The organism is Candidatus Limnocylindrales bacterium (assembly GCA_035626395.1).
GTDB lineage: Bacteria > Desulfobacterota > Binatia > UBA1149 > CAITLU01 > DASPNH01.
In genome coordinates, this window is record DASPNR010000031.1 from 361,274 (window position 1) to 379,766 (window position 18,493).

General features: G+C 69.2%; 16 protein-coding genes. 14 read left to right on the forward strand and 2 right to left on the reverse strand.

The features are described from left to right. Positions 1–98: 98 nt before the first annotated feature. A complete protein-coding gene (locus VEC57_13095) occupies positions 99–1,712 on the reverse strand; it encodes a peptide chain release factor 3 (GenBank protein HYC00063.1) in 1,614 nt (537 codons plus the stop codon). Between the two features lie 252 nt (positions 1,713–1,964). Here VEC57_13095 and VEC57_13100 point away from each other — a divergent pair, with 252 nt between their 5' ends. Together VEC57_13100 and VEC57_13105 are read left to right on the forward strand one after the other, a co-directional pair. Further along, the gene (locus VEC57_13100; protein ID HYC00064.1) at positions 1,965–3,320 is read left to right on the forward strand and encodes a lamin tail domain-containing protein; all 1,356 of its coding nucleotides are present in this window, start codon (positions 1,965–1,967) and stop codon (positions 3,318–3,320) included. Positions 3,321–3,416: 96 nt separating this feature from the next. Further along, a complete protein-coding gene (locus tag VEC57_13105; protein HYC00065.1) occupies positions 3,417–4,199 on the forward strand; it encodes a J domain-containing protein in 783 nt (260 codons plus the stop codon). Here the strand turns inward: VEC57_13105 and VEC57_13110 are convergent. Continuing rightward, entirely contained in the window at positions 4,188–5,396 is a 1,209-nt protein-coding gene (locus VEC57_13110) for a hypothetical protein (GenBank protein HYC00066.1), read from the reverse strand. The two genes, VEC57_13105 and VEC57_13110, sit on opposite strands and share 12 nt — an antisense overlap. Positions 5,397–5,513: 117 nt before the next feature. Here VEC57_13110 and VEC57_13115 point away from each other — a divergent pair, with 117 nt between their 5' ends. The 12 genes from VEC57_13115 to VEC57_13170 all read left to right on the forward strand — a co-directional run bounded on the left by VEC57_13115 (position 5,514) and on the right by VEC57_13170 (position 18,372). Further along, entirely contained in the window at positions 5,514–5,912 is a 399-nt protein-coding gene (locus VEC57_13115) for an MAPEG family protein (protein ID HYC00067.1), read from the forward strand. A gap of 194 nt (positions 5,913–6,106) precedes the next feature. Then, positions 6,107–6,241 (forward strand): hypothetical protein, encoded by a 135-nt coding sequence (locus tag VEC57_13120; protein ID HYC00068.1) that lies wholly within the window; start codon positions 6,107–6,109, stop codon positions 6,239–6,241. Next, a complete protein-coding gene (locus VEC57_13125; protein ID HYC00069.1) occupies positions 6,223–9,666 on the forward strand; it encodes an NAD-dependent epimerase/dehydratase family protein in 3,444 nt (1,147 codons plus the stop codon). The genes VEC57_13120 and VEC57_13125 overlap by 19 nt, the downstream gene beginning before the upstream one ends. A gap of 76 nt (positions 9,667–9,742) precedes the next feature. Beyond that, positions 9,743–10,720 (forward strand): zinc-binding dehydrogenase, encoded by a 978-nt coding sequence (locus tag VEC57_13130; protein HYC00070.1) that lies wholly within the window; start codon positions 9,743–9,745, stop codon positions 10,718–10,720. Beyond that, the gene (locus VEC57_13135) at positions 10,717–11,757 is read left to right on the forward strand and encodes a Gfo/Idh/MocA family oxidoreductase (protein HYC00071.1); all 1,041 of its coding nucleotides are present in this window, start codon (positions 10,717–10,719) and stop codon (positions 11,755–11,757) included. Before VEC57_13130 ends, VEC57_13135 begins: the two co-directional genes overlap by 4 nt. Next, on the forward strand, positions 11,754–12,875 hold the full coding sequence (locus VEC57_13140) for a glycosyltransferase family 4 protein (protein ID HYC00072.1): 1,122 nt from the start codon (positions 11,754–11,756) through the stop codon (positions 12,873–12,875). The genes VEC57_13135 and VEC57_13140 overlap by 4 nt, the downstream gene beginning before the upstream one ends. Then, complete coding sequence (locus VEC57_13145; GenBank protein ID HYC00073.1) at positions 12,863–14,002, forward strand: glycosyltransferase; 1,140 nt, start codon at positions 12,863–12,865, stop codon at positions 14,000–14,002. Before VEC57_13140 ends, VEC57_13145 begins: the two co-directional genes overlap by 13 nt. Next, positions 13,999–15,135 (forward strand): glycosyltransferase, encoded by a 1,137-nt coding sequence (locus tag VEC57_13150; protein ID HYC00074.1) that lies wholly within the window; start codon positions 13,999–14,001, stop codon positions 15,133–15,135. Before VEC57_13145 ends, VEC57_13150 begins: the two co-directional genes overlap by 4 nt. Beyond that, the gene (locus VEC57_13155; protein ID HYC00075.1) at positions 15,132–16,268 is read left to right on the forward strand and encodes a glycosyltransferase; all 1,137 of its coding nucleotides are present in this window, start codon (positions 15,132–15,134) and stop codon (positions 16,266–16,268) included. Before VEC57_13150 ends, VEC57_13155 begins: the two co-directional genes overlap by 4 nt. A gap of 30 nt (positions 16,269–16,298) precedes the next feature. Beyond that, entirely contained in the window at positions 16,299–16,583 is a 285-nt protein-coding gene (locus VEC57_13160; protein HYC00076.1) for a hypothetical protein, read from the forward strand. Continuing rightward, positions 16,583–17,383: a TIGR04290 family methyltransferase gene (locus VEC57_13165; protein ID HYC00077.1), complete on the forward strand. Its 801-nt coding sequence runs from the start codon at positions 16,583–16,585 to the stop codon at positions 17,381–17,383. Before VEC57_13160 ends, VEC57_13165 begins: the two co-directional genes overlap by 1 nt. Then, a complete protein-coding gene (locus tag VEC57_13170) occupies positions 17,383–18,372 on the forward strand; it encodes a hypothetical protein (GenBank protein ID HYC00078.1) in 990 nt (329 codons plus the stop codon). Before VEC57_13165 ends, VEC57_13170 begins: the two co-directional genes overlap by 1 nt. Positions 18,373–18,493 lie beyond the last annotated feature (121 nt).

The window sequence follows — 18,493 nt, forward strand, 5'->3', positions numbered from 1 at the left end:
GACGGGCCTGGTCATAGCGGCTGCTGCGAGACTGCTTACGGGTCGCAGCTCTGCCTACGATTAGCCGCGCAGGCGCACCTGCTCGTCTGCCAGATGCCTCAGTGTCCGCTGGCGGCGACTCGCTCGCGCGTGGCCGAGAACGTGATGTTCGGCCACTTCTTCATCGTGTAGCCGAGCTCCCAGTCGTTGCGCGCCAGATAGATGGGCGCGTTGTCGCGGTCGTCGGCCATGTTGGCGTGCTGCTCGACTTCGAAGCGGCGAAGCTCGGCAGGATCGGGGGAGGCGACCCATCGGGCCGTCTCGTATGGCGCGGGCTCCAGCGCGACGTCGATGTCGTACTCGGTCTTCATGCGCGCCGCCAGCACGTCCAGCTGCAGGCGGCCGACGGCGCCGATGATCCAGCTGGCGCCCAGGCGCGGGCGGAAGATCTGCACGACGCCTTCCTCGGCGAACGCCTCGAGCGCCCGCCGCAGCGACTTCGACTTCATCGGTTCGGTCAGGCGCAGGCGCATCAGGATCTCGGGCGCGAAGTTGGGAATGCCCGTGAACACGAGCGGCTCGCCCTCGGTCAGCGTGTCGCCGACGCGCAGGGTGCCGTGATTGGGAATGCCGATGACGTCGCCGGCCAGCGCCTCATCGACCGTCTCCCGGTCCTGCGCGAAGAACAGGATCGGGTTGCGCACCGAGATGGTCTTCCCGCTGCTCGACAGCCGCAGCTTCATGCCGCGCGTGAAGCGTCCCGAGCAGACGCGGAAGAACGCGACGCGGTCGCGGTGGTTGACGTCCATATTGGCCTGGACCTTGAAGACGAAGCCGGCAACGCGCGGCTCGTGCGCCTCCACGATGCGGGTCATCGTCGGCTGCGGGCGCGGCGAGGGCGCGTGGCGCACCATCGCCGACAGCGTTTCGCGCACGCCGAACGCGCGCAGCGCGCTGCCGAAGTACACCGGCGTCTGGTGCCCCTCGCGATACTGCGCCAGGTCGAACTCCGGATACCCCTGGCGCGCGAGCTCGACCTCGTCGAGAAGCTCGCACGCCTCGTCGGCACCGAGGGCTTCCGACAAAGCCTCCGGGTCCGAGGGCACGGTCTGCGCCGAGTCGCCGTCGCGCTCGAACGGCACGTAGTGGTCGCGCACGATGTCGAACAGGCCGCGCAGGCGGCCGCCCATTCCGGCCGGCCACGTCATCGGCGCCACGTCCAGCGCCAGCTTGGAGGCGATCTCGTCGAGCAGCTCGAAGGGGCTGAGCCCTTCGCGGTCGATCTTGTTGATGAAGGTCAGGATGGGGACGTTGCGCAGCCGGCAGACCTCGAACAGCTTGAGCGTCTGCGGCTCGATGCCCTTGGCCGCGTCGAGCACCATGATCGCGCTGTCGGCGGCCGTCAGCGTCCGGTACGTGTCTTCGCTGAAGTCCTCGTGACCGGGCGTGTCCAGCAGGTTGCAGGTGACGTCGCCGACCTGGAACGTCATGACGGCGGAGGTCACGGAGATCCCCCGCTCCTGCTCGATCTTCATCCAGTCCGAGCGCGCCCGCCGCTGGTTGCCGCGCGACTTGACCTGTCCGGCAAGGCGTATGGCGCCGCCCGCGAGCAACAGGCTTTCGGTGAGCGTGGTCTTGCCCGCATCCGGATGGGCGATGATCGCGAACGTGCGGCGCTTGCGAACCTCCTCTTCGAGTGCGCCGGTGGCGGCTGCTGCTGTCGTCTCGATCACGAAACGGCTGTTTATCCGCTCCAGCCGTCGAATCCATCGATGAGCGGTCACACGACCATCCCCTCCGCGGCAGGTTACGTGCGCCCGCCGAGCTCATGCCGCGATCATGGTCCCGTCGGGCTTGACCGCGCGCTGTCGGAGAGGCGACACGCGCCGACGCGATTATGCTCTCCATGGCGTTGCCGGCGCGCGGCCGCCGATGCCATCACCTGCCGCGAATACGACAGCACGAGCGTGCGCGGAGGTTGTGTCATGGGAAAGCCCGCTCTGGTGGGACTCGTCGTCAGTGTATCGATGTGGCTACACGGCGCAGCGGCTGCCGAGACCGCGGCGCCCGGATCCTGCGCTCGCCAGGTCCTGCAGGCGTACGCGCGCATCGTGCGCAGCGACGTGCGCATGCTGTCGCGGTGCGCGCTGGCGATCGAAGCGGGGACCGGCGCCGATGTCGCCTGTCGCGCGCTCCACACCGTCGGCATCGGCATGGACCGCGTCACGGTGTCGGCGCATCGTACGCTTCGGCTGCGATGCCGGCAGTGGCCGCAGTGGCTGGGCACGCCCGACTGCCGGGCGCTTCCTCATGCGTCCGATCGCGGCAGGCCTGCGGTCTGCGCGGTGCACGCTGCGCACTGCATGGCGCTCGACCTGATGACGAAGGCGCTGGGAGAGCCGGCCATCGACCGGATGAGGGCGGAGCAGCCGGGCATCTTCGACTTCGAGCTCGGCGGCATCGCCGGCAACCAGCTCGCGGCGTGCGTGGCGCCGCCGGCGTCGACGACGACCCTGCCGCCCACGACGACAACGACGGTGACGACCACGCTGCCGGCGGCCACGACCACGATGCCCTCTCCCACGACCACGGTGGTCGCGGGCTCGACGACCACCACCGTTCCGTCCCCTCCGCCCTCGCCCACCACGACGAGCCACCCCGGCCAGACCACGACGACGTTCGAGCCGGCACCGACGACCACGGAAGCGGCACCGGAGCCGACCACCACGACAGCTGTTGCGCCAACGACCACGGAGCCACGGCCGACGACGACCACCGAGCCGGCGCCCACCACGACCACGACGTCGATCGTGACGACTTCGACGCTGGCCGACGTAACGACGACGGTGCCAGCGGCGCCGCCGCTGCTGGTCGTCAGCGAGATCGCGAGCAACCCCGAGGCGCTTTCGGACAGCACCGGGGAGTACTTCGAGATCTACAATGCCGGCAGCGAGCCGGTCGACTTGCACGGCCTCCTCGTGCGCGATGGCGGCACCGACTCCTTCACCATCACCGCTTCGGTTGCGCTGGCTGCGGGCGCCTACGCCGTGATCGGCAGATCGGCTGCCGCCGCTGCCGGCCGCGTCGATTACGTCTATGGCCCCGCGATGTCGCTGACCAACAGCTCCGACGCCGTCGTTCTGGTGTGGCAGGGCTTCGTCGTCGACAGCGTCGCCTACGGCGCCGGTTTCCCGCTGACGCCCGGCGCCGCCATGTCCTTGCGGCCGAGCAGGGCCGATGCTGCCGCCAACGACGCAGCCACGGCGTGGTGCCGCGAGACGGCGCCGCTCGGCAACGGCGACTTCGGCAGTCCGGGCGCACGGACGGTTTCTTGCCACTGAGAGAGCTGCGGTGGATGATGTGGGCGGACGGTATGGCTTCTTTGCGGGGATCGTGACTTCCAACGCTTCATGCATCCTCGCACCGTTTCGACTCCAGTGACCGCAGACTTCGACGAGGATCTCCTGAGCCCCGAGGGGCAGGAGCTTTCGCGCAAGCGCGCGCAGCTCAAGCGGCTCGAGGACACGCTGATCGAGCAGGAAGACCGTCTTGCGATCCGCCGCAGCGAAGTCGCCAGTTTCGAGCGCATGTACCTGCGCGAGATCGGCTCGCGCTACGAGCGGCGCGACGAGCTGCTCGCTGAGCTGGAGGAGCTGCGAGCCGCGGCTGCCGGCGAGACCGTCGCCGACGGCGAGGGCGCGGCAGCCAGGCGTGCCGCGCGGCCGCCGTCGGAAGAGACGGCCCTGACGGCGAGCGAGGAGGAGCAGGCCGAGCGTCAGGATGATCCGCGGTTGCGCGAGCTGTACCGCAAGCTCGCGCGCCGCGTGCATCCGGATCTGGCCGACGGCGAGGAAGAACGGCAGCGGCGCCACGCGGTGATGGCCGAGGTCAACATGGCCTATGAGCGCGGCGATATGGAAGCGCTGCAGCTGCTGCTCGCCAGCGAGGTGCACGCACCCGAAGCGATCCAGGGAGACGGGATCGCCGCCGAGCTGGTGCGCGTCATCCGGCGCGTCCATCGCGTCGAGGGCGGGCTTCGCAAGGTTGCCAGGGGCCTTCGCACTCTCGCGCATAGCGAGATCGGCAGGCTGTTCGCGGAAGTGGAGGCCGCCAGGACGCAGGGCCAGGACCTGCTCGGCGATCTGGCGGCGCGCCTGGACGGCGAGATTGCCCAGCTCGGCGAGGAGCTGCACGCGTTGCAGGACCGGCTAGCTCGCTGAGGGTTCCGGCGCGGCGAACGCTTCGGCAATGTCGCCCGTCCCGCACCAGTCCGCGACCTGCGTCTTCGCTTCCGGCGGCAGCGCCGACCAGTGGCCGCGGATGTCGCGCCATACGCGCACCTGGAACGTCTTGACGACTGTCCGGTAGGGATGGCCGAGCATCTCTCCGTCGAAGAGCGCACGCCCCGCATCGAACGCCTTTTCGTTGAACACCGATTGGCCGCGCGCACGCCATTGCAGGTAGGCGCTCTCGTTGGCGCGCATCAGCGGCACGAACGTCTCGAGCACGAGCTGCAGCAGCGGCGTCAGGTGCGCGCCTGCCGACGGCTGACCCTGCTGCTCCACGTGCCGGCGGTCGCGAATCCTTACCAGCCATGCGTGCGCGGCCGGCGCCAGCTCGCGCATGCGCCGCGCCGCCGCCGGATCGGTCAGGTTCATCGAAAGCTGTCCGTAGACGCTCGCGTCGGCCAGCGTGAACGCGTCGCCGAACAGAAAAGGCCGCTGCGACACGATCGCCTGCAGGATCGCCAGGCATCGCTCCCACAGCTGCTCGAGCAGCGCGTGCGTGGGCGGGAATCCTTCACGAGAAGGAGGCGTGAGCGCGGATGCGAGTCCGGGCACGCTGTAGCCGCGCGGCGCGACGCTGAAGAGATAAGGCAGGCGCCGGACCTGCCGCCGCTCGAACCAGGCCGCGACCAGGCCGGCTGCTCCGGGCGGCAGATGCCGCCGGTACTCGCGCGCCAGGCGGCGGCCGGGATGGTCGTTGTCGCCGGCCGACAGCTTCCAGCGATTGTGATGCGCCATGTAGAGGCCGATCTCGTCGAACGCCTCGTCGAGTAGGCGCGCCACGAAGCCATTGGCGGCATCGGCAGGGACCAGCGGCGCCAGCCTGTGCCGATGCCGGTAGCGATCGTCGAGCCACGGCGCGAGGGCAGAGGAGTCGTAGAGGACGTGCCCGCCGGGAGTGACCAGGAACGGCACCAGGGGATATTCGTCGAGCGGGTCGTTGGCGGGCGGACGCAGCGCCGTGCGGCTGCGCGTGGCGGCGTGGATCGTCGCGGCGATGCGCAGGTTCTCGAGCCGGCCGCCGTCGCGCGGCAGGCGGCGAAAGGACGCCTGCTTGCGGGCCAGCAGCGCCTCGAGCTTGAGCACGAACGGCGAGAGCTCGGGACCCCACACGACATATTCGCCCGCCACGCGCCGACCATGCCGCAGAAGCCGTCGGTGCGCGAATGGGTTGGCCTGCCGGCGTCGACATTGTAGTCAGGCGCCGGCGGCATCGCCGCAGCGGAGGTCAACGAAATGTCGCAGCCCATGCTCACGCCCATGCTCGCGCTCATTCTGTGGACCTTCGTCGTCTGGTTCTGGATGTACGCCACCCGCATTCCTGCCATGCAGAGAGCCGGCCTGGACCCGGCCAAGATCAAACGAAAGGCCGACCTGGACGTGCTGCCGACGCGCGTCCAGCAGATCGCCGACAACTACAACCACCTGCACGAGCAGCCCGTCCTTTTCTACGCACTGGTGGCCTACTGCGTGCTCGCGGGAACCGCCGACGGGACCAACGTGGTTCTGGCGTGGGCTTACGTGCTCCTTCGAGTGGCGCACAGCCTGGTTCAGTGCACGTTCAACTTCGTTCCCGTCCGCTTCACCGTGTTCGCATTGGGCACCGTTGTGCTGATGATCATCGCCGTCCGTTCGCTGCTCGCCTGAGGCGCAACGACGCCACGACGTCCGCGCAAGGCGCGCTTCGCGCGTCTCACCCCCGTATTGTCTTCCGGCGCGCCCCGAATTCCCGCGCCATTCCCTGAAAAGAAATCGATCTCTCGAGGCAGGCTCGCGCGCTTGCCAAGCGCTGAAAGCTTCACGCGTTGCAGCACCAGCCTTCATGCATTCGAGGCAGCGTCGTGTCGACGGCGACGTTCGTCGCGACGATCGCGGTTGCGGCGGCCATTGCTGCTCGCTCGACGGCAACCCACGACATGGACGTCATGATGCCCGACATCAGCCTCGAGGTGACTACATGTCCAAGCGGGTTCTGATCACCGGCGGCGCAGGATTCATCGGTTCGCATCTTTGCGACGAGCTTCTGGCGCACGGGTACGAGGTGCGCGCACTGGACGTGCTCGTTCCTCAGGTCCACGGCGCCGATGCGCAGCGTCCGGCCTACCTCGATGAGCATGTCGAGCTGCTCGTCGGCGACGTGCGTGACCGGGAGCTCCTGACGCGGGCGCTGAAGAACGTCGACGCGGTCGTGCATCTGGTCGCCGCGGTGGGTGTGGGCCAGAGCATGTACGAGATCGAGCACTACACGAGCACCAACAACCTTGGAACGGCGGTGCTGATGGAGCTGCTCGCCGAGCGGGGGATCGAGCGGCTGCTGGTCGCGTCCAGCATGAGCATCTACGGCGAAGGCGCTTATCGCTGCCCCGTCACGGGCCGCCTCGAGGAGGCGGGTGAGCGCTCGTTGCTCCAGCTCAAGGAGGGCCGGTGGGAGCTGCGCTGCGCCGACGGCCACGTGCTCGAGCCGCTGCCGACGGCGGAGACCAAGGCGCCGCGCCCGTCGTCGGTGTATGCGCTGTCCAAGTACGACCAGGAGAAGATGTGCCTCATGGTCGGCAAGGCCTACGGCATTCCGACGACGGCGATGCGTTTCTTCAACGTGTTCGGCCCGCGCCAGGCGCTTTCCAACCCGTACACGGGCGTGCTGGCGATCTTTTCCGCCCGCTGCCTTGCAGGACGGGCCCCGCGCATCTTCGAGGACGGGCTGCAGCGGCGCGATTTCGTCAACGTTCACGACGTCGCGCGAGCGTGCCGGTTCGCGCTCGAGGCCGGCCCGCAGTGCTCCGGAGAGGTGTTCAATATCGGCAGCGGCCGCGCCGTCACCGTGCGCGAAGTGGCCGAAAGCATCGCCTGTACGCTCGGCTGCACGCATCTGGAGCCGGAGATCTCGCGCGAGTATCGCGTGGGCGACATCCGGCACTGCTTCGCCGACATCTCCCGCGCCAGGCGCCTGCTCGGCTACGAGCCGGCGGTCGCGTTCGAAGAGGGGCTGATCGAGCTGGCGCAGTGGCTGCAGACGGCGGCGCCGGGCTCGCTGAACAACCCCGCCGATGCTGGCGCCGAGCTCGCGCGCCGGGGCCTCGTCGTCAGCGCGGGCGGGCAGGAGGCATGGAAGCAACCCTCGGCGCAGCCGGCGGCGGCCGGTAGGAGCATGTCGGCAGAGCCAACGCCGTCGGCTGCGCCGCGCGGCGAGGATCTCGGGACGTGCGCAGCCTCCGACGGCCGCGCCGGCGTGGCGAACGACGGCAACGGTGCATCGCGCGGCGTGGCGAGCGGCGCCAGTGGCAACGGCGCCGCGCACAACGGCAGCGGCGGCACCGCCGGTGCCACCGCCGGCGGCCGCAGGCCATCGCAGCTCGGGCTGGTCGAATGGTTCCGCATCGGTGACCGCGACAAGGTCGCGCGCGTGCTCGAGGACGTCGGGCGGCTCGGCATCACCAAGCTTCGCACCGGCATCTCGTGGGCCGACTATCATCGGCCCGGCGGCAAGGCCTGGTACGACTGGCTCCTTCCCGCCCTGGCCGAGCACGTCGAGCTGCTGCCGTGCATCATGTACACGCCGCCCTCGCTCGGCATTGCCGAACGCACGTCGGCGCCACCGCGCGACACCAAGATGTTCGCCGACTTCATCGACATGCTGCTGACCGAATACGGCACACATTTCGGCAGCATCGAGCTGTGGAACGAGCCGACCAACCCCAACCACTGGGACCGCACGCTCGATCCGGACTGGTCGATCTTCTGCGACATGATTGGCAAGGCCGCGTACTGGGCGCGACATCGTGGCAAGCAGACGGTGCTCGGCGGCGTCGGCACCGACAACTTCGACTGGTTCCGCGTCATCGGCGAGCAGGGTGCGCTGACCCACATCGACGTGCTCGGCGTGCACGTCCGGCCGGGCACGTGGGAGCAGGATCCGCACGATCTGCCCTCGCAGCTCGAAGCGCTCGAGGCCCAGCTCACTCGCATGGGCCTTCGCCGCCGCGTCTGGATTACCGAGGCAGCCTACTCGACGTGGCAGCAGGACGAGCACCGGCAGCTACGCGAGTTCCTGCGCCTGATCGAGTGCCCCGTCGAGCGCGTGTACTGGTCGACCATCGAGGACATGGATCCGGAGGCGGCGTTCGCCGATGGCTGGGAGCAGGACGAGCGGCACTTCCACTTCGGGCTGCGCCGCCTCAACGGCGCGCCCAAGCTGCTCTACCGTGTCCTCTCCAGCGGTGGCGTGCCCGAGGCGTCGCGCTTCGTGCGGCTGGCCGGGCGAGGCCGCGAGCATCTTCGCGACAGCGGCCGCGCCCCGCGGCGCGCGGCCGGGCGCCGCGCCACCGTCCAGCGCAGCAAGCCTGCGCTGGTCATGGGAGGCGCCGGCTTCATCGGCACCAACCTGTGCGCGCGCCTGCTCGAAGACGGTCGCGAGGTCATGGTGTTCGACAATCTGTCGCGTCCGGGCGTCGAGCAGAACCTGGAGTGGCTCGAGGAGAGCTACGGCGACCGCGTGCACGTCATCGTCGAGGACGTGCGCGACGGACATGCGGTGCGGCGGGCCGTGCAGCGCGCGTCGATGATCTTCCACCTCGCTGCGCAGGTCGCCGTGACGACGAGTCTCGTCGATCCGATCGAGGACTTCTCGATCAATGCCGCCGGCACGCTCAACGTGCTGGAGGCCTGCCGCCGGCGCACGTCGCCGCCGCCTCTGCTGTTCACCTCGACCAACAAGGTCTACGGGTGCCTCGAGGATCTGCCGCTGCGTCTTGCCGGCAGCCGCTACGAGCCGCTGGATGCGCGGCTGCGCGAGCACGGGGTGGGCGAGGAGCGCCCGCTCGATTTCCACAGCCCGTACGGCTGCTCCAAGGGAGTGGCCGACCAGTACGTGCTCGACTTCGCGCGCTGCTACGCGCTGCCGGCCGTGGTGCTGCGCATGAGCTGCATCTACGGGCCGCATCAATGCGGCAACGAGGATCAGGGATGGGTCGCGCATTTCGCCCGGCAGGTGATCGAGGAGCGGCCCATCACGCTCTATGGCGACGGTTTCCAGGTGCGCGATGCGCTGTACGTCGAGGATCTGGTCGAGGCGATGCTGCTGGCGATGGGCAGGATCCGCCGCGTGGCGGGCCGCGCGTTCAACATCGGCGGTGGGCCGGGCAACGCCGTCAGCCCGCACGACGTGCTCGAGCGGCTGGCGGGCCTGCATGGAACCCTGCCGCGCGTCCAGTACGGGCCGTGGCGCCAGGGCGATCAGAAATACTACGTCTCCGATACGCGCCGCTTCCAGGACGAAACCGGCTGGCGGCCCCGCGTCGATGTCGGGCGCGGCATCGCCGAGCTCTATCGCTGGCTGCAGTCGATGCCGGTGACCGCGGCGGCACGGCTCGACGCCGCAGCCGTGGCCGCCGCGCCAACCTGAGGCGGGAACGGGCATGCAAGCGAACGTGGCTTCTACCGAAGCATCCCGGCCGCACGACGCGGTTGAGCCGGCGACGATGCGCGCGGCGCGTCTGGTCTCGCCGGGCCGCTGGAGCGTCGAGCGCGTCGCTCGTCCTGCCATCGCGCCAGGGCAGGTGCTCGTGCGACTGGAAGGCTGCGGAGTATGCAGCTCGAGCCTTCCGGTCTGGGAAGGCCGGCCGTGGTTCGAATATCCGCTCGCACACGGCGCGCCCGGGCACGAAGGCTGGGGCCGGGTGGAAGCCGTGGGATCGCAGGCATCCGGGCTCGTGCGCGGCGATCGAGTCGCGCTGCTGAGCTACGCCGCCTTCGCCGAGTTCGAAGCGGTCGACGCGAAAGCGACCGTCAAGCTGCCGGCGGCGCTCGACGCGATGCCGTTTCCCGGCGAAGCGCTCGGCTGCGGGCTCAACGTGTGGGCGCGCGCCGACATCCGTCCAGGGCACACCGTGGCCGTGGTGGGTGCCGGCTTTCTCGGCGCTCTTCTCGTGCGGCTGGCCAGTGCGGAGGGTGCGCGTGTCCTCGCCATCTCGCGCCGCCCGTTCTCGCGTAGCCTGGCCAGCCGCATGGGAGCCGGCGAGGCGTTCGATCTGGACGAGGCGACGGTGCCGCGCGTCCTGGAGGCGACGAGTGGGCGCGGATGCGATCGCGTCATCGAGGCCACCGGGCTGCAGCAGCCGCTCGACGTTGCCGGCGCCATCGTGGCCACGCGCGGCCGGCTGGTCATCGCCGGCTATCACCAGGACGGTCTTCGCCACGTCGACATGCAGTCGTGGAACTGGCGCGGCATCGACGTCGTCAATGCGCACGAGCGCGAGCGGGACGCCTACATGGCCGGCATCACGCGTGCGGTCGATGCCGTATGCGCGGGACTGCTCGACCCGCGCCCTCTGATCACGCACGTCTTTCCTCTCGAACGCATCGGCGAGGCGCTGGACCACACCCGCACTCGCCCGCAGGGTTTCGTCAAGGCCATCGTGACGATGGGCGGTGCCGCAGCCGATGCGAGGCCGTCGTGAGAGCGATCGCCGTCATCAAGAGCGAGAGCGCGAGGCGGCGCCGGCCGTCGACGCTGCCGCGCCTGGGTTTTGCGGGAACCGGGTGGATCGGTCTTCATCGGATGCAGGCCGTGCAGGACAGCGGTCTTGCGGAGATCGTCGCCATCGGTGAGCCAGATCCGGCCTGCGCCGCCAGCGCGCAGGCGGTTGCCGCCCAGGCCGATGTCTTCCGTGATTTCGAGCAGCTTCTGGAGTGCGAGCTCGAGGGCATCGTCATCGCCACCCCGAGCGCTTTGCACGCGGCGCAGGCGCAGGCAGCGCTGGCGCGCAGGATCCCGGTCTTCTGCCAGAAGCCGCTCTCCCGCACGGCGGCCGAGGCCGCCAGCGTCGTACGCGCGGCGCGCGCGGCCGATCGGCTGCTCGCCGTCGATCTCTCCTACCGCCACGTCGCCGGCGTGTCGCGCATGCGTGAGATGGTGCAGGGCGGGCAGATCGGCGACGTCTTCGCCGTCGATGCGACGTTCCACAACGCGTACGGCCCCGACAAGCCATGGTTCCGCGACGTGCGTCTGTCGGGCGGCGGCTGCGTGATCGATCTCGGCACGCATCTGATCGATCTGCTTTCGTGGATCCTGGACTTTCCGGTCTGGGGCGGCGTGCAGAGCCGGCTCTACTCGTGCGGCCGCCTGCTCGACCATCTCAGCCGCGGCGTCGTCGAAGACTACGCCGTTGCCAGCTGGGTCTACGCCAACCGCATCGATGCGCGCGTCGCCTGCTCCTGGAACCTCTCGGCGGGGCAGGACTGCGTCATCGAGGTCAACGTCCATGGCAGCAGGGGATCGCTGGCGCTCTACAACGTCGGCGGCTCCTTCTTCGACTTCGTCGTCGAGCATCGGCAGGGAACGTCGCGCGATCGCATCGCCGGTCCTCCCGATGCCTGGGGAGGCCGGGCGATCATCGAATGGGTCGAGCAGCTTTCCCTCTCGCGACGCTTCGATCCGCAGGCGGAACGCCTGGTGGACGTGGCCCGGCTCGTGGACGCCATCTACCATCGATGAAAGTCCTGATGAACACCGACACGCTCGGCGGCGTGTGGACGTACTCGCTGACGCTGGCGGCGGAGATCACCCGCCGCGGCGGCGAGGTCGCTCTGGTGACGGCCGGCAGGCCGCTTTCGCGCGACCAGATCCATGCGCTCGAGCAGCTGCGCAGCGTGCACGTCTACGAGACGGGCTACCGCGTCGAGTGGATGCAGGATGCGTGGGACGACGTCGACGCGCTCGGCCAGCGCATGCTGCAGATCGCGGCCGATCTGCGGCCCGACCTCATCCATCTCAACGACTATTCGCATGGAGCTTTGCCGTGGCAGCAGCCCGTGGTCGTCGTCGGCCACTCCTGCGTCCTATCGTGGTTCGCGTCCACTTCGGGAAGCAGTCCTGGCGAGCTGTGGGCTCATTACCGCCGGCGCGTTCGCGAGGGCCTGGCCGGCGCCGACGTCGTCGTGGCGCCGACGCCGTGGATGCTGCAACGGCTTGAGGAGATGTACGGGCCGCTCGGCCGCACGCGCGTCATCGCCAACGGGCATGACATGAGCCTGGTCACGTATGCGGCCAAGGAGAAGCTGATCTTCTCGGCCGGGCGGCTGTGGGACCGCGCCAAGAACCTGACCGTACTCGCGCACGCCGCATCCAAGGTGGAGTGGCCGATGTACGTGGCCGGCGAGGCGCAGCATCCGGAGAGCCGCAGCTTCGCTCATCTGGCCGGCGTGCACGCGGTCGGCGTGCTCTCGCCAGACCAGATGCGCGATTGGTACGCCCGCTCCAGCATCTACGCGCTTCCTGCGCGCTACGAGCCGTTCGGGTTGACCGTGCTGGAAGCGGCGGCTGCCGGCTGTGCGCTGGTGCTCTCGGACATCGACAGTCTGCGCCAGAGCTGGGACCGTGCGGCGGTCTTCGTTCCGCCCGACGACTCCGATGCGTGGGCGAATTGCCTGAACGAGCTCATCGACGATGCGGACCGCCGCAACGGACTCGGTGTGGCGGCGCGCGAGCGAGCGCGCGACTTCACGGCCACGCGCATGGGCGACGAGTACATGACGGTCTACAAGGAGCTGATCGGCGAGCAGCGCGGGACCGGTCGGAAGGCGACGCAAGGAGAGCTGTCATGCGCTTCGTGATGTTCTACCACTCGCTGGTGTCGGACTGGAACCACGGCAACGCGCACTTTCTGCGCGGAGTGGCCAGCGAGCTGCAGGCGCTCGGGCACCGCGCCGTCATCTACGAGCCTGCCGAAGGCTGGAGCCGCACGCAGCTCGAACGCGACCACGGCAAGGTCGCGGTCCGCGCCTTCGCGAGCGTGTTCCCGGAGCTCAAGAGCCGCCTCTACCGCATGGACACGCTCGATCTGGACAAGGCGCTGGCCGGTGCCGACGTCGTGATCGTGCACGAGTGGAACGACCCGGAGCTCGTCGCGCGCATAGGCAGCCACCGCGCCGCGGCGGGCCGCTACCGCCTGTTCTTCCACGACACGCATCACCGCATGGCGACGGCGCCGCACGAGATGGCCCGTTACGACCTTCGCCACTACGACGGCGTGCTGGCCTTCGGCCGCATCATCGCCGACCTCTACGTTCGCCGCGGCCATCGCGCGTGGACCTGGCACGAGGCAGCCGACGCGCGCGTCTTCCGCCCGAGCCGCCGCAACGCCTCCGGCGGCGACCTGGTGTGGATCGGAAACTGGGGCGACGAGGAGCGCAGCCGCGAGTTGCTCGAGATGCTGCTGCATCCGGTGCTCGAGCTGGGTCTGAAGGCGCGCGTCTACGGGGTGCGCTATCCGGCGCCGGCGCTGCGTGCGCTCGAGCGCGCCGGCATCGAGTACGGCGGCTGGCTTCCGAACTACGCGGTGCCCGAGATCTTCGGCCGTTATCGTCTGACCGTGCACGTCCCGCGCCGGCCCTATCGCGAGAAACTGCACGGCATTCCGACCATCCGCGTCTTCGAGGCGCTGGCGTGCGGCATTCCGCTCATCTGCCTGCGCTGGAGCGACAGCGAGCAGCTGTTCACGTCGGGCAAGGATTATCTGGAAGTGGACAGCGGGCGCGAGATGACGCGCGCGATGCGGCGTGTGCTGAGCAGCGAGCGGCTGGCGCACGACCTGGCCGAGCACGGCCACCGCACCATCCTGCGGCGTCACACGTGCGCCCACCGCGTGCATCAGCTCCTGCGCATCGTCGAGGCGTGCCAGCGGTCGGCGCCGTCGCTCAAGCCCCGGGCCGCCGCACAACGCGAGCTGGAGGCGTCGTGAAGCTTCGCATCGCATTCTTCGGATCGAGCCTCGTGTCGGCCTACTGGAACGGCGCCGCCACCTACTACCGCGGCATCATCCGGGCGCTGCACGCGCGCGGCCACCGCGTCTGCTTCTACGAGCCGGACGCCTACGGTCGCCAGCAGCACCGCGACATCGAGGATCCGGAGTGGGCGCGTGTGGTGGTCTACGACGCAGGCGACGACAGCGGCGTCCTGCAATGCCTGGAGGCGGCCGCCGATGCCGACGTGGTGGTCAAGGCCAGCGGCGTCGGCGTCTTCGACCAGCTTCTCGAGCGCGAGGTTCTGTCGCTGCGCTCGCCGTCGCGGCAGGTGATCTTCTGGGACGTCGATGCTCCCGCCACGCTCGAGCGCGTGGCGCAGAACCCGGACGACCCGTTCCGAAGTCTGCTCGGCCAGTACGATGCGGTGCTGACGTATGGGGGCGGTCCGCCGGTGGTGGCCGCCTATGAAAGCCTCGGGGCGCGCCGGTGCGTGCCGATCTACAACGCGCTCGACCCCGACACGCATCATCCGGTGGACCCCGATCCGCGCTTCGACTGCACGCTGGCGTTTCTCGGCAACCGCCTGCCCGACCGCGAGGCACGCGTGCGCGAGTTCTTCCTGGAGCCGGCGCGGGCGCTTGCGCGCCACACGTTCCTGCTCGGCGGCAGCGGCTGGGAGCAGAACCTCGACAGGCCCGCCAACGTGCAACTGCTCGGCCACGTCTTCACGGCGGACCACAACGCGCTGAACTGCACGCCGCGCGCGGTGATGAACATCAGCCGCGACAGCATGGCCCGCTTCGGCTTCTCGCCCGCCACGCGCGTGTTCGAAGCCGCCGGCGCGGGAGCCTGCATCGTCTCGGATGCCTGGGAGGGGATGGAGATGTTCCTCGAGCCGGGGCGCGAGATTCTGACGGCCAACGGCGCCGGCGACGTCGTCGAGTGCGTCGGCGCGCTGACGCCGCAGCGCGCACGGCGTATCGGTGCGGCCGCCTACCGGCGGGTTTTGGCCGAGCACACGTACGCGCACCGCGCTCTGGAGGTGGAGGCGCATCTGACGGGCGGCCGTGCGGGCGGAGCGATCAGCCGCCCGGCCTCCGCGCTGGAGGCGCAGGGAGGCGTGGGATGAGACTCGACATCGTCGTTCTCGGCCTGTCGATCACGTCCTCCTGGGGAAACGGGCACGCGACGACCTATCGCAGCCTGCTGCGTGCGCTGCGCGAGCGCGGACATCGCGTCACGTTCCTGGAAAGGGACGTTCCCTGGTACGCGGCCAATCGCGACCTGCCGGCGCCGTCCTACTGTCCGGTGCATCTCTACGACGGCATCGATCAGCTCGAGCGCGAGCACGCGGCTCGCGTGGCGGCGGCCGACCTGGTGATCGTCGGCTCCTATGTTCCCGACGGCATCGCCGTCGGCGACTGGGTGCTGGCCACCGCCGCCGGCGTGACCGCGTTCTACGACATCGATACGCCCGTCACGCTCGCCAACCTCGAGCGAGGCGGCGCCGAGTACCTTCTGCCGCGGCAGATCGCTCTCTACGAGCTCTATCTGTCCTTCACCGGCGGGCCTACGCTGCAGCGGCTCGAAAGCGACTTCGGCTCGCGCTGCGCGCGCGCGCTGTACTGCTCGGTGGATGCCGACGCGTATCCGTGCAGGCGCACGCGCTGCGACTACGATCTCGGCTATCTCGGCACCTACAGCGAGGATCGCCAGGCGCCGCTCGAGGAGCTGATGTTCGAGACCGCGGTGGCATGGCCGCGCGGCAGCTTCATCGTGGCGGGGCCGCAGTATCCCGCCAGCGTCTGCTGGCCGACCAACGTGGAGCACGTCGAGCATCTGGCGCCGCCGCAGCATCCCGGATTCTACGCTTCGCAGCGCTTCACGCTGAACCTGACGCGCGCGGACATGAAGCGCGCCGGGTTTTCCCCGAGCGTGCGCCTGTTCGAGGCCGCCGCGTGCGGCACGCCGGTGATCAGCGACTACTGGCCCGGCCTGGAGCAGCTGTTCGTGCCCGGCCGCGAGATCCTCATCGCACGCGACGCCGACGACGTGCTCCGCATGCTCAGCCAGTGCGACGAAGGCACGCGGCTCCAGATCGGCGAGGCGTCTCGCCGGCGCGTGCTGTCGCGCCACACCTCGCGCCATCGTGCGCACGAGCTCGAGCAGTTCTTCACCGAAGCGCGCGATTCCAGCCGGACGCGTCGCGTCCGCGCCGCGACCGGCGGCTCCGCGTCCATCCACCGAACCATGGAAGGCTAGCGCCACGCGCGGTCTCCGCAGGAGGAAGCCATGTCTCAAGCACAATCGACGACGGACCACGAAACGATCAGGCAATGGGCCGAAGAGCGCGGCGGCAAGCCGGCGACCGTTCGCGGGACGGGAAAGGGCGACGATGCCGGAATCCTGCGCATCGACTTCCCGGGCTACAGCGGCGAGGACACGCTCGAGGAGATCGACTGGGACACGTTCTTCGAGAAGTTCGACGAGTCCGACCTCGAGTTCCTCTATCAGGACGAGACCGACGACGGAGGCAAGAGCCGCTTCTTCAAGTTCGTCCGGCGGTCGCACTCCTGATGGGAATGGCCAGCCACGCGGCGACCGACGTGCACGCGCGGGTACAGGACCTGGCGCCGTGGTTCCACAACCTGCACCTGCCCGACGGCACCGAAACGCGTCCCGATCACACGTTCGGCGACTTTCCGTCCAACAAGTGGGAGGCGATCCGCCATTGCGTGCCGGAGGACCTGTCGGGATGGACGGCGCTCGACATCGGCTGCAACGCCGGCTTCTACAGCTTCGAGCTGGCCCGCCGCGGCGCCTGCGTCACCGCCATCGACCACGATCGCCACTACCTCGAGCAGGCCTGCTGGGCCGCCGAGCAGTACGGCCTGCAGGACCGTATCCAGTTTCGCGAGATGCAGATCTATGACCTCGCCCGCGTCGGCGAGCAGTTCGATCTGGTGTGGTTCATGGGCGTGTTCTACCACCTGCGCTATCCGCTGCTGGGCCTGGACATCGTTTCACGCCGCACGCGCCGGCTGCTGATCTTCCAGACGATGACGTTGCCGGGCGAGGAGGTGCAGACGCCGCCGTACGATCTTCCCCTGGCCGAGCGGCACCGGATGACCGAGCCGGGCTGGCCGAAGATGGCGTTCATCGAGAAACGCGTGGAAGCCGATCCGACCAACTGGTGGGCGGCCGATCATGCGTGCGTCGAAGCGATGCTGCGCTCGTGCGGCATGAAGGTGCTGGCGCGTCCTGCCCACGAGGTCTACGTCTGCGAGCCGACCTTCGTCGACCGCGACGGCATCGGCGAGCAGCTCGACCGCGAGTACGAAGCGGCCACCGGCATCGGCCGCCGGAGGGACGGCTGATGCGGGCGCGGCCGCAGCTCGGCGTGTGCCAATGGTTCCACTACCTCGACTACGAGTGCGTCGAGAGAAGCGTCGAGCTCATGCACGAGCTGGGCGTGCGTCATCTTCGCACCGGCATCTCGTGGGCCGACTATCACCGCCCGGCCGGCAAGCAATGGTACGACTGGCAGATGGAGCAGCTGGCCGATTTCGACGTGCTGCTGTCGGTGTGGCACACGCCGCCGTCGATCTCCGAAGGCGGCACGTGCAACAGCCCGCCGCGCCGCCTGCAGGACTATGCGGATTTCATCGGCCAGCTCTGCCGCCAGTACGGCGACTACTTCACCGACCTGGAGCTGTGGAACGAGCCCAACAACTGGTTCAAGTGGAACTTCCGCGACCATGATCCGCGCTGGCACAAGTTCGCGCGCATGCTGGCCATGGCCGCAGCCCGCGCGCGGTGCCACGGGAAGACCGCCGTCCTCGGCGGCATCATTCCGGTCGACGCTCAGTGGCTCGACCTCATGCACCGCTACGACGCGTTGATCAACGTCGAGGTCATCGCCATCCACGCGTTTCCCGAGATGTGGTGGCCCGATCACTACAACTGGGACTGGCACCGCGACTGGCACGGGTGGCAAGCCAAGGTGGAGACGATTGCCGCGCAGTGCGCGGGCAGGCCCGTGTGGGTGACCGAGACGGGACTGGCAACGTGGGATCCGCACCATCGGCGCCTGGCTCGCGGGGATCTGCAGGTGCGAATGCTCGAGCAGGCGTCGCGCGCTCCGGTGCAGCGGCTCTACTGGTACAGCCTGCTCGACCTCGACCCGGAGCGCGAGGCGCTCGACGGCTTCCACGTCGACGAGAACCACTATCACATGGGCCTGGTGGGCTGGGACGGCACGCGCAAGGACGCGTTCTTCCGGCTGCAGGAGCTGCTGCTGGATGCGGAGCCGGCGGTAACGGCGGCGCAGGCATCGGCCGCGGTGGTGCAGGCGCGGCACAAGTAGGACCTCTGCACGCGACGGGCGCACGCGGGTCTGGCCGGCGCTGCGATCGCGACGCGGACGGCACCCGCGGCCGTTGATGCGGCGGCCGCCGGTTCGCGGCCGGTATGGCGCCGCCCTCGCA

Bases quoted from the DNA above. Each gene is read 5' to 3' on its own strand.
- VEC57_13100 (HYC00064.1), top strand. From the start codon at position 1,965: ATGGGAAAGCCCGCTCTGGTGGGACTCGTCGTCAGTGTATCGATGTGG.
- VEC57_13115 (HYC00067.1), top strand. From the start codon at position 5,514: ATGCTCACGCCCATGCTCGCGCTCATTCTGTGGACCTTCGTCGTCTGG.
- VEC57_13125 (HYC00069.1), top strand. From the start codon at position 6,223: ATGTCCAAGCGGGTTCTGATCACCGGCGGCGCAGGATTCATCGGTTCG.
- VEC57_13130 (HYC00070.1), top strand. From the start codon at position 9,743: ATGCGCGCGGCGCGTCTGGTCTCGCCGGGCCGCTGGAGCGTCGAGCGC.
- VEC57_13140 (HYC00072.1), top strand. From the start codon at position 11,754: ATGAAAGTCCTGATGAACACCGACACGCTCGGCGGCGTGTGGACGTAC.
- VEC57_13145 (HYC00073.1), top strand. From the start codon at position 12,863: ATGCGCTTCGTGATGTTCTACCACTCGCTGGTGTCGGACTGGAACCAC.
- VEC57_13155 (HYC00075.1), top strand. From the start codon at position 15,132: ATGAGACTCGACATCGTCGTTCTCGGCCTGTCGATCACGTCCTCCTGG.
- VEC57_13160 (HYC00076.1), top strand. From the start codon at position 16,299: ATGTCTCAAGCACAATCGACGACGGACCACGAAACGATCAGGCAATGG.
- VEC57_13165 (HYC00077.1), top strand. From the start codon at position 16,583: ATGGGAATGGCCAGCCACGCGGCGACCGACGTGCACGCGCGGGTACAG.
- VEC57_13170 (HYC00078.1), top strand. From the start codon at position 17,383: ATGCGGGCGCGGCCGCAGCTCGGCGTGTGCCAATGGTTCCACTACCTC.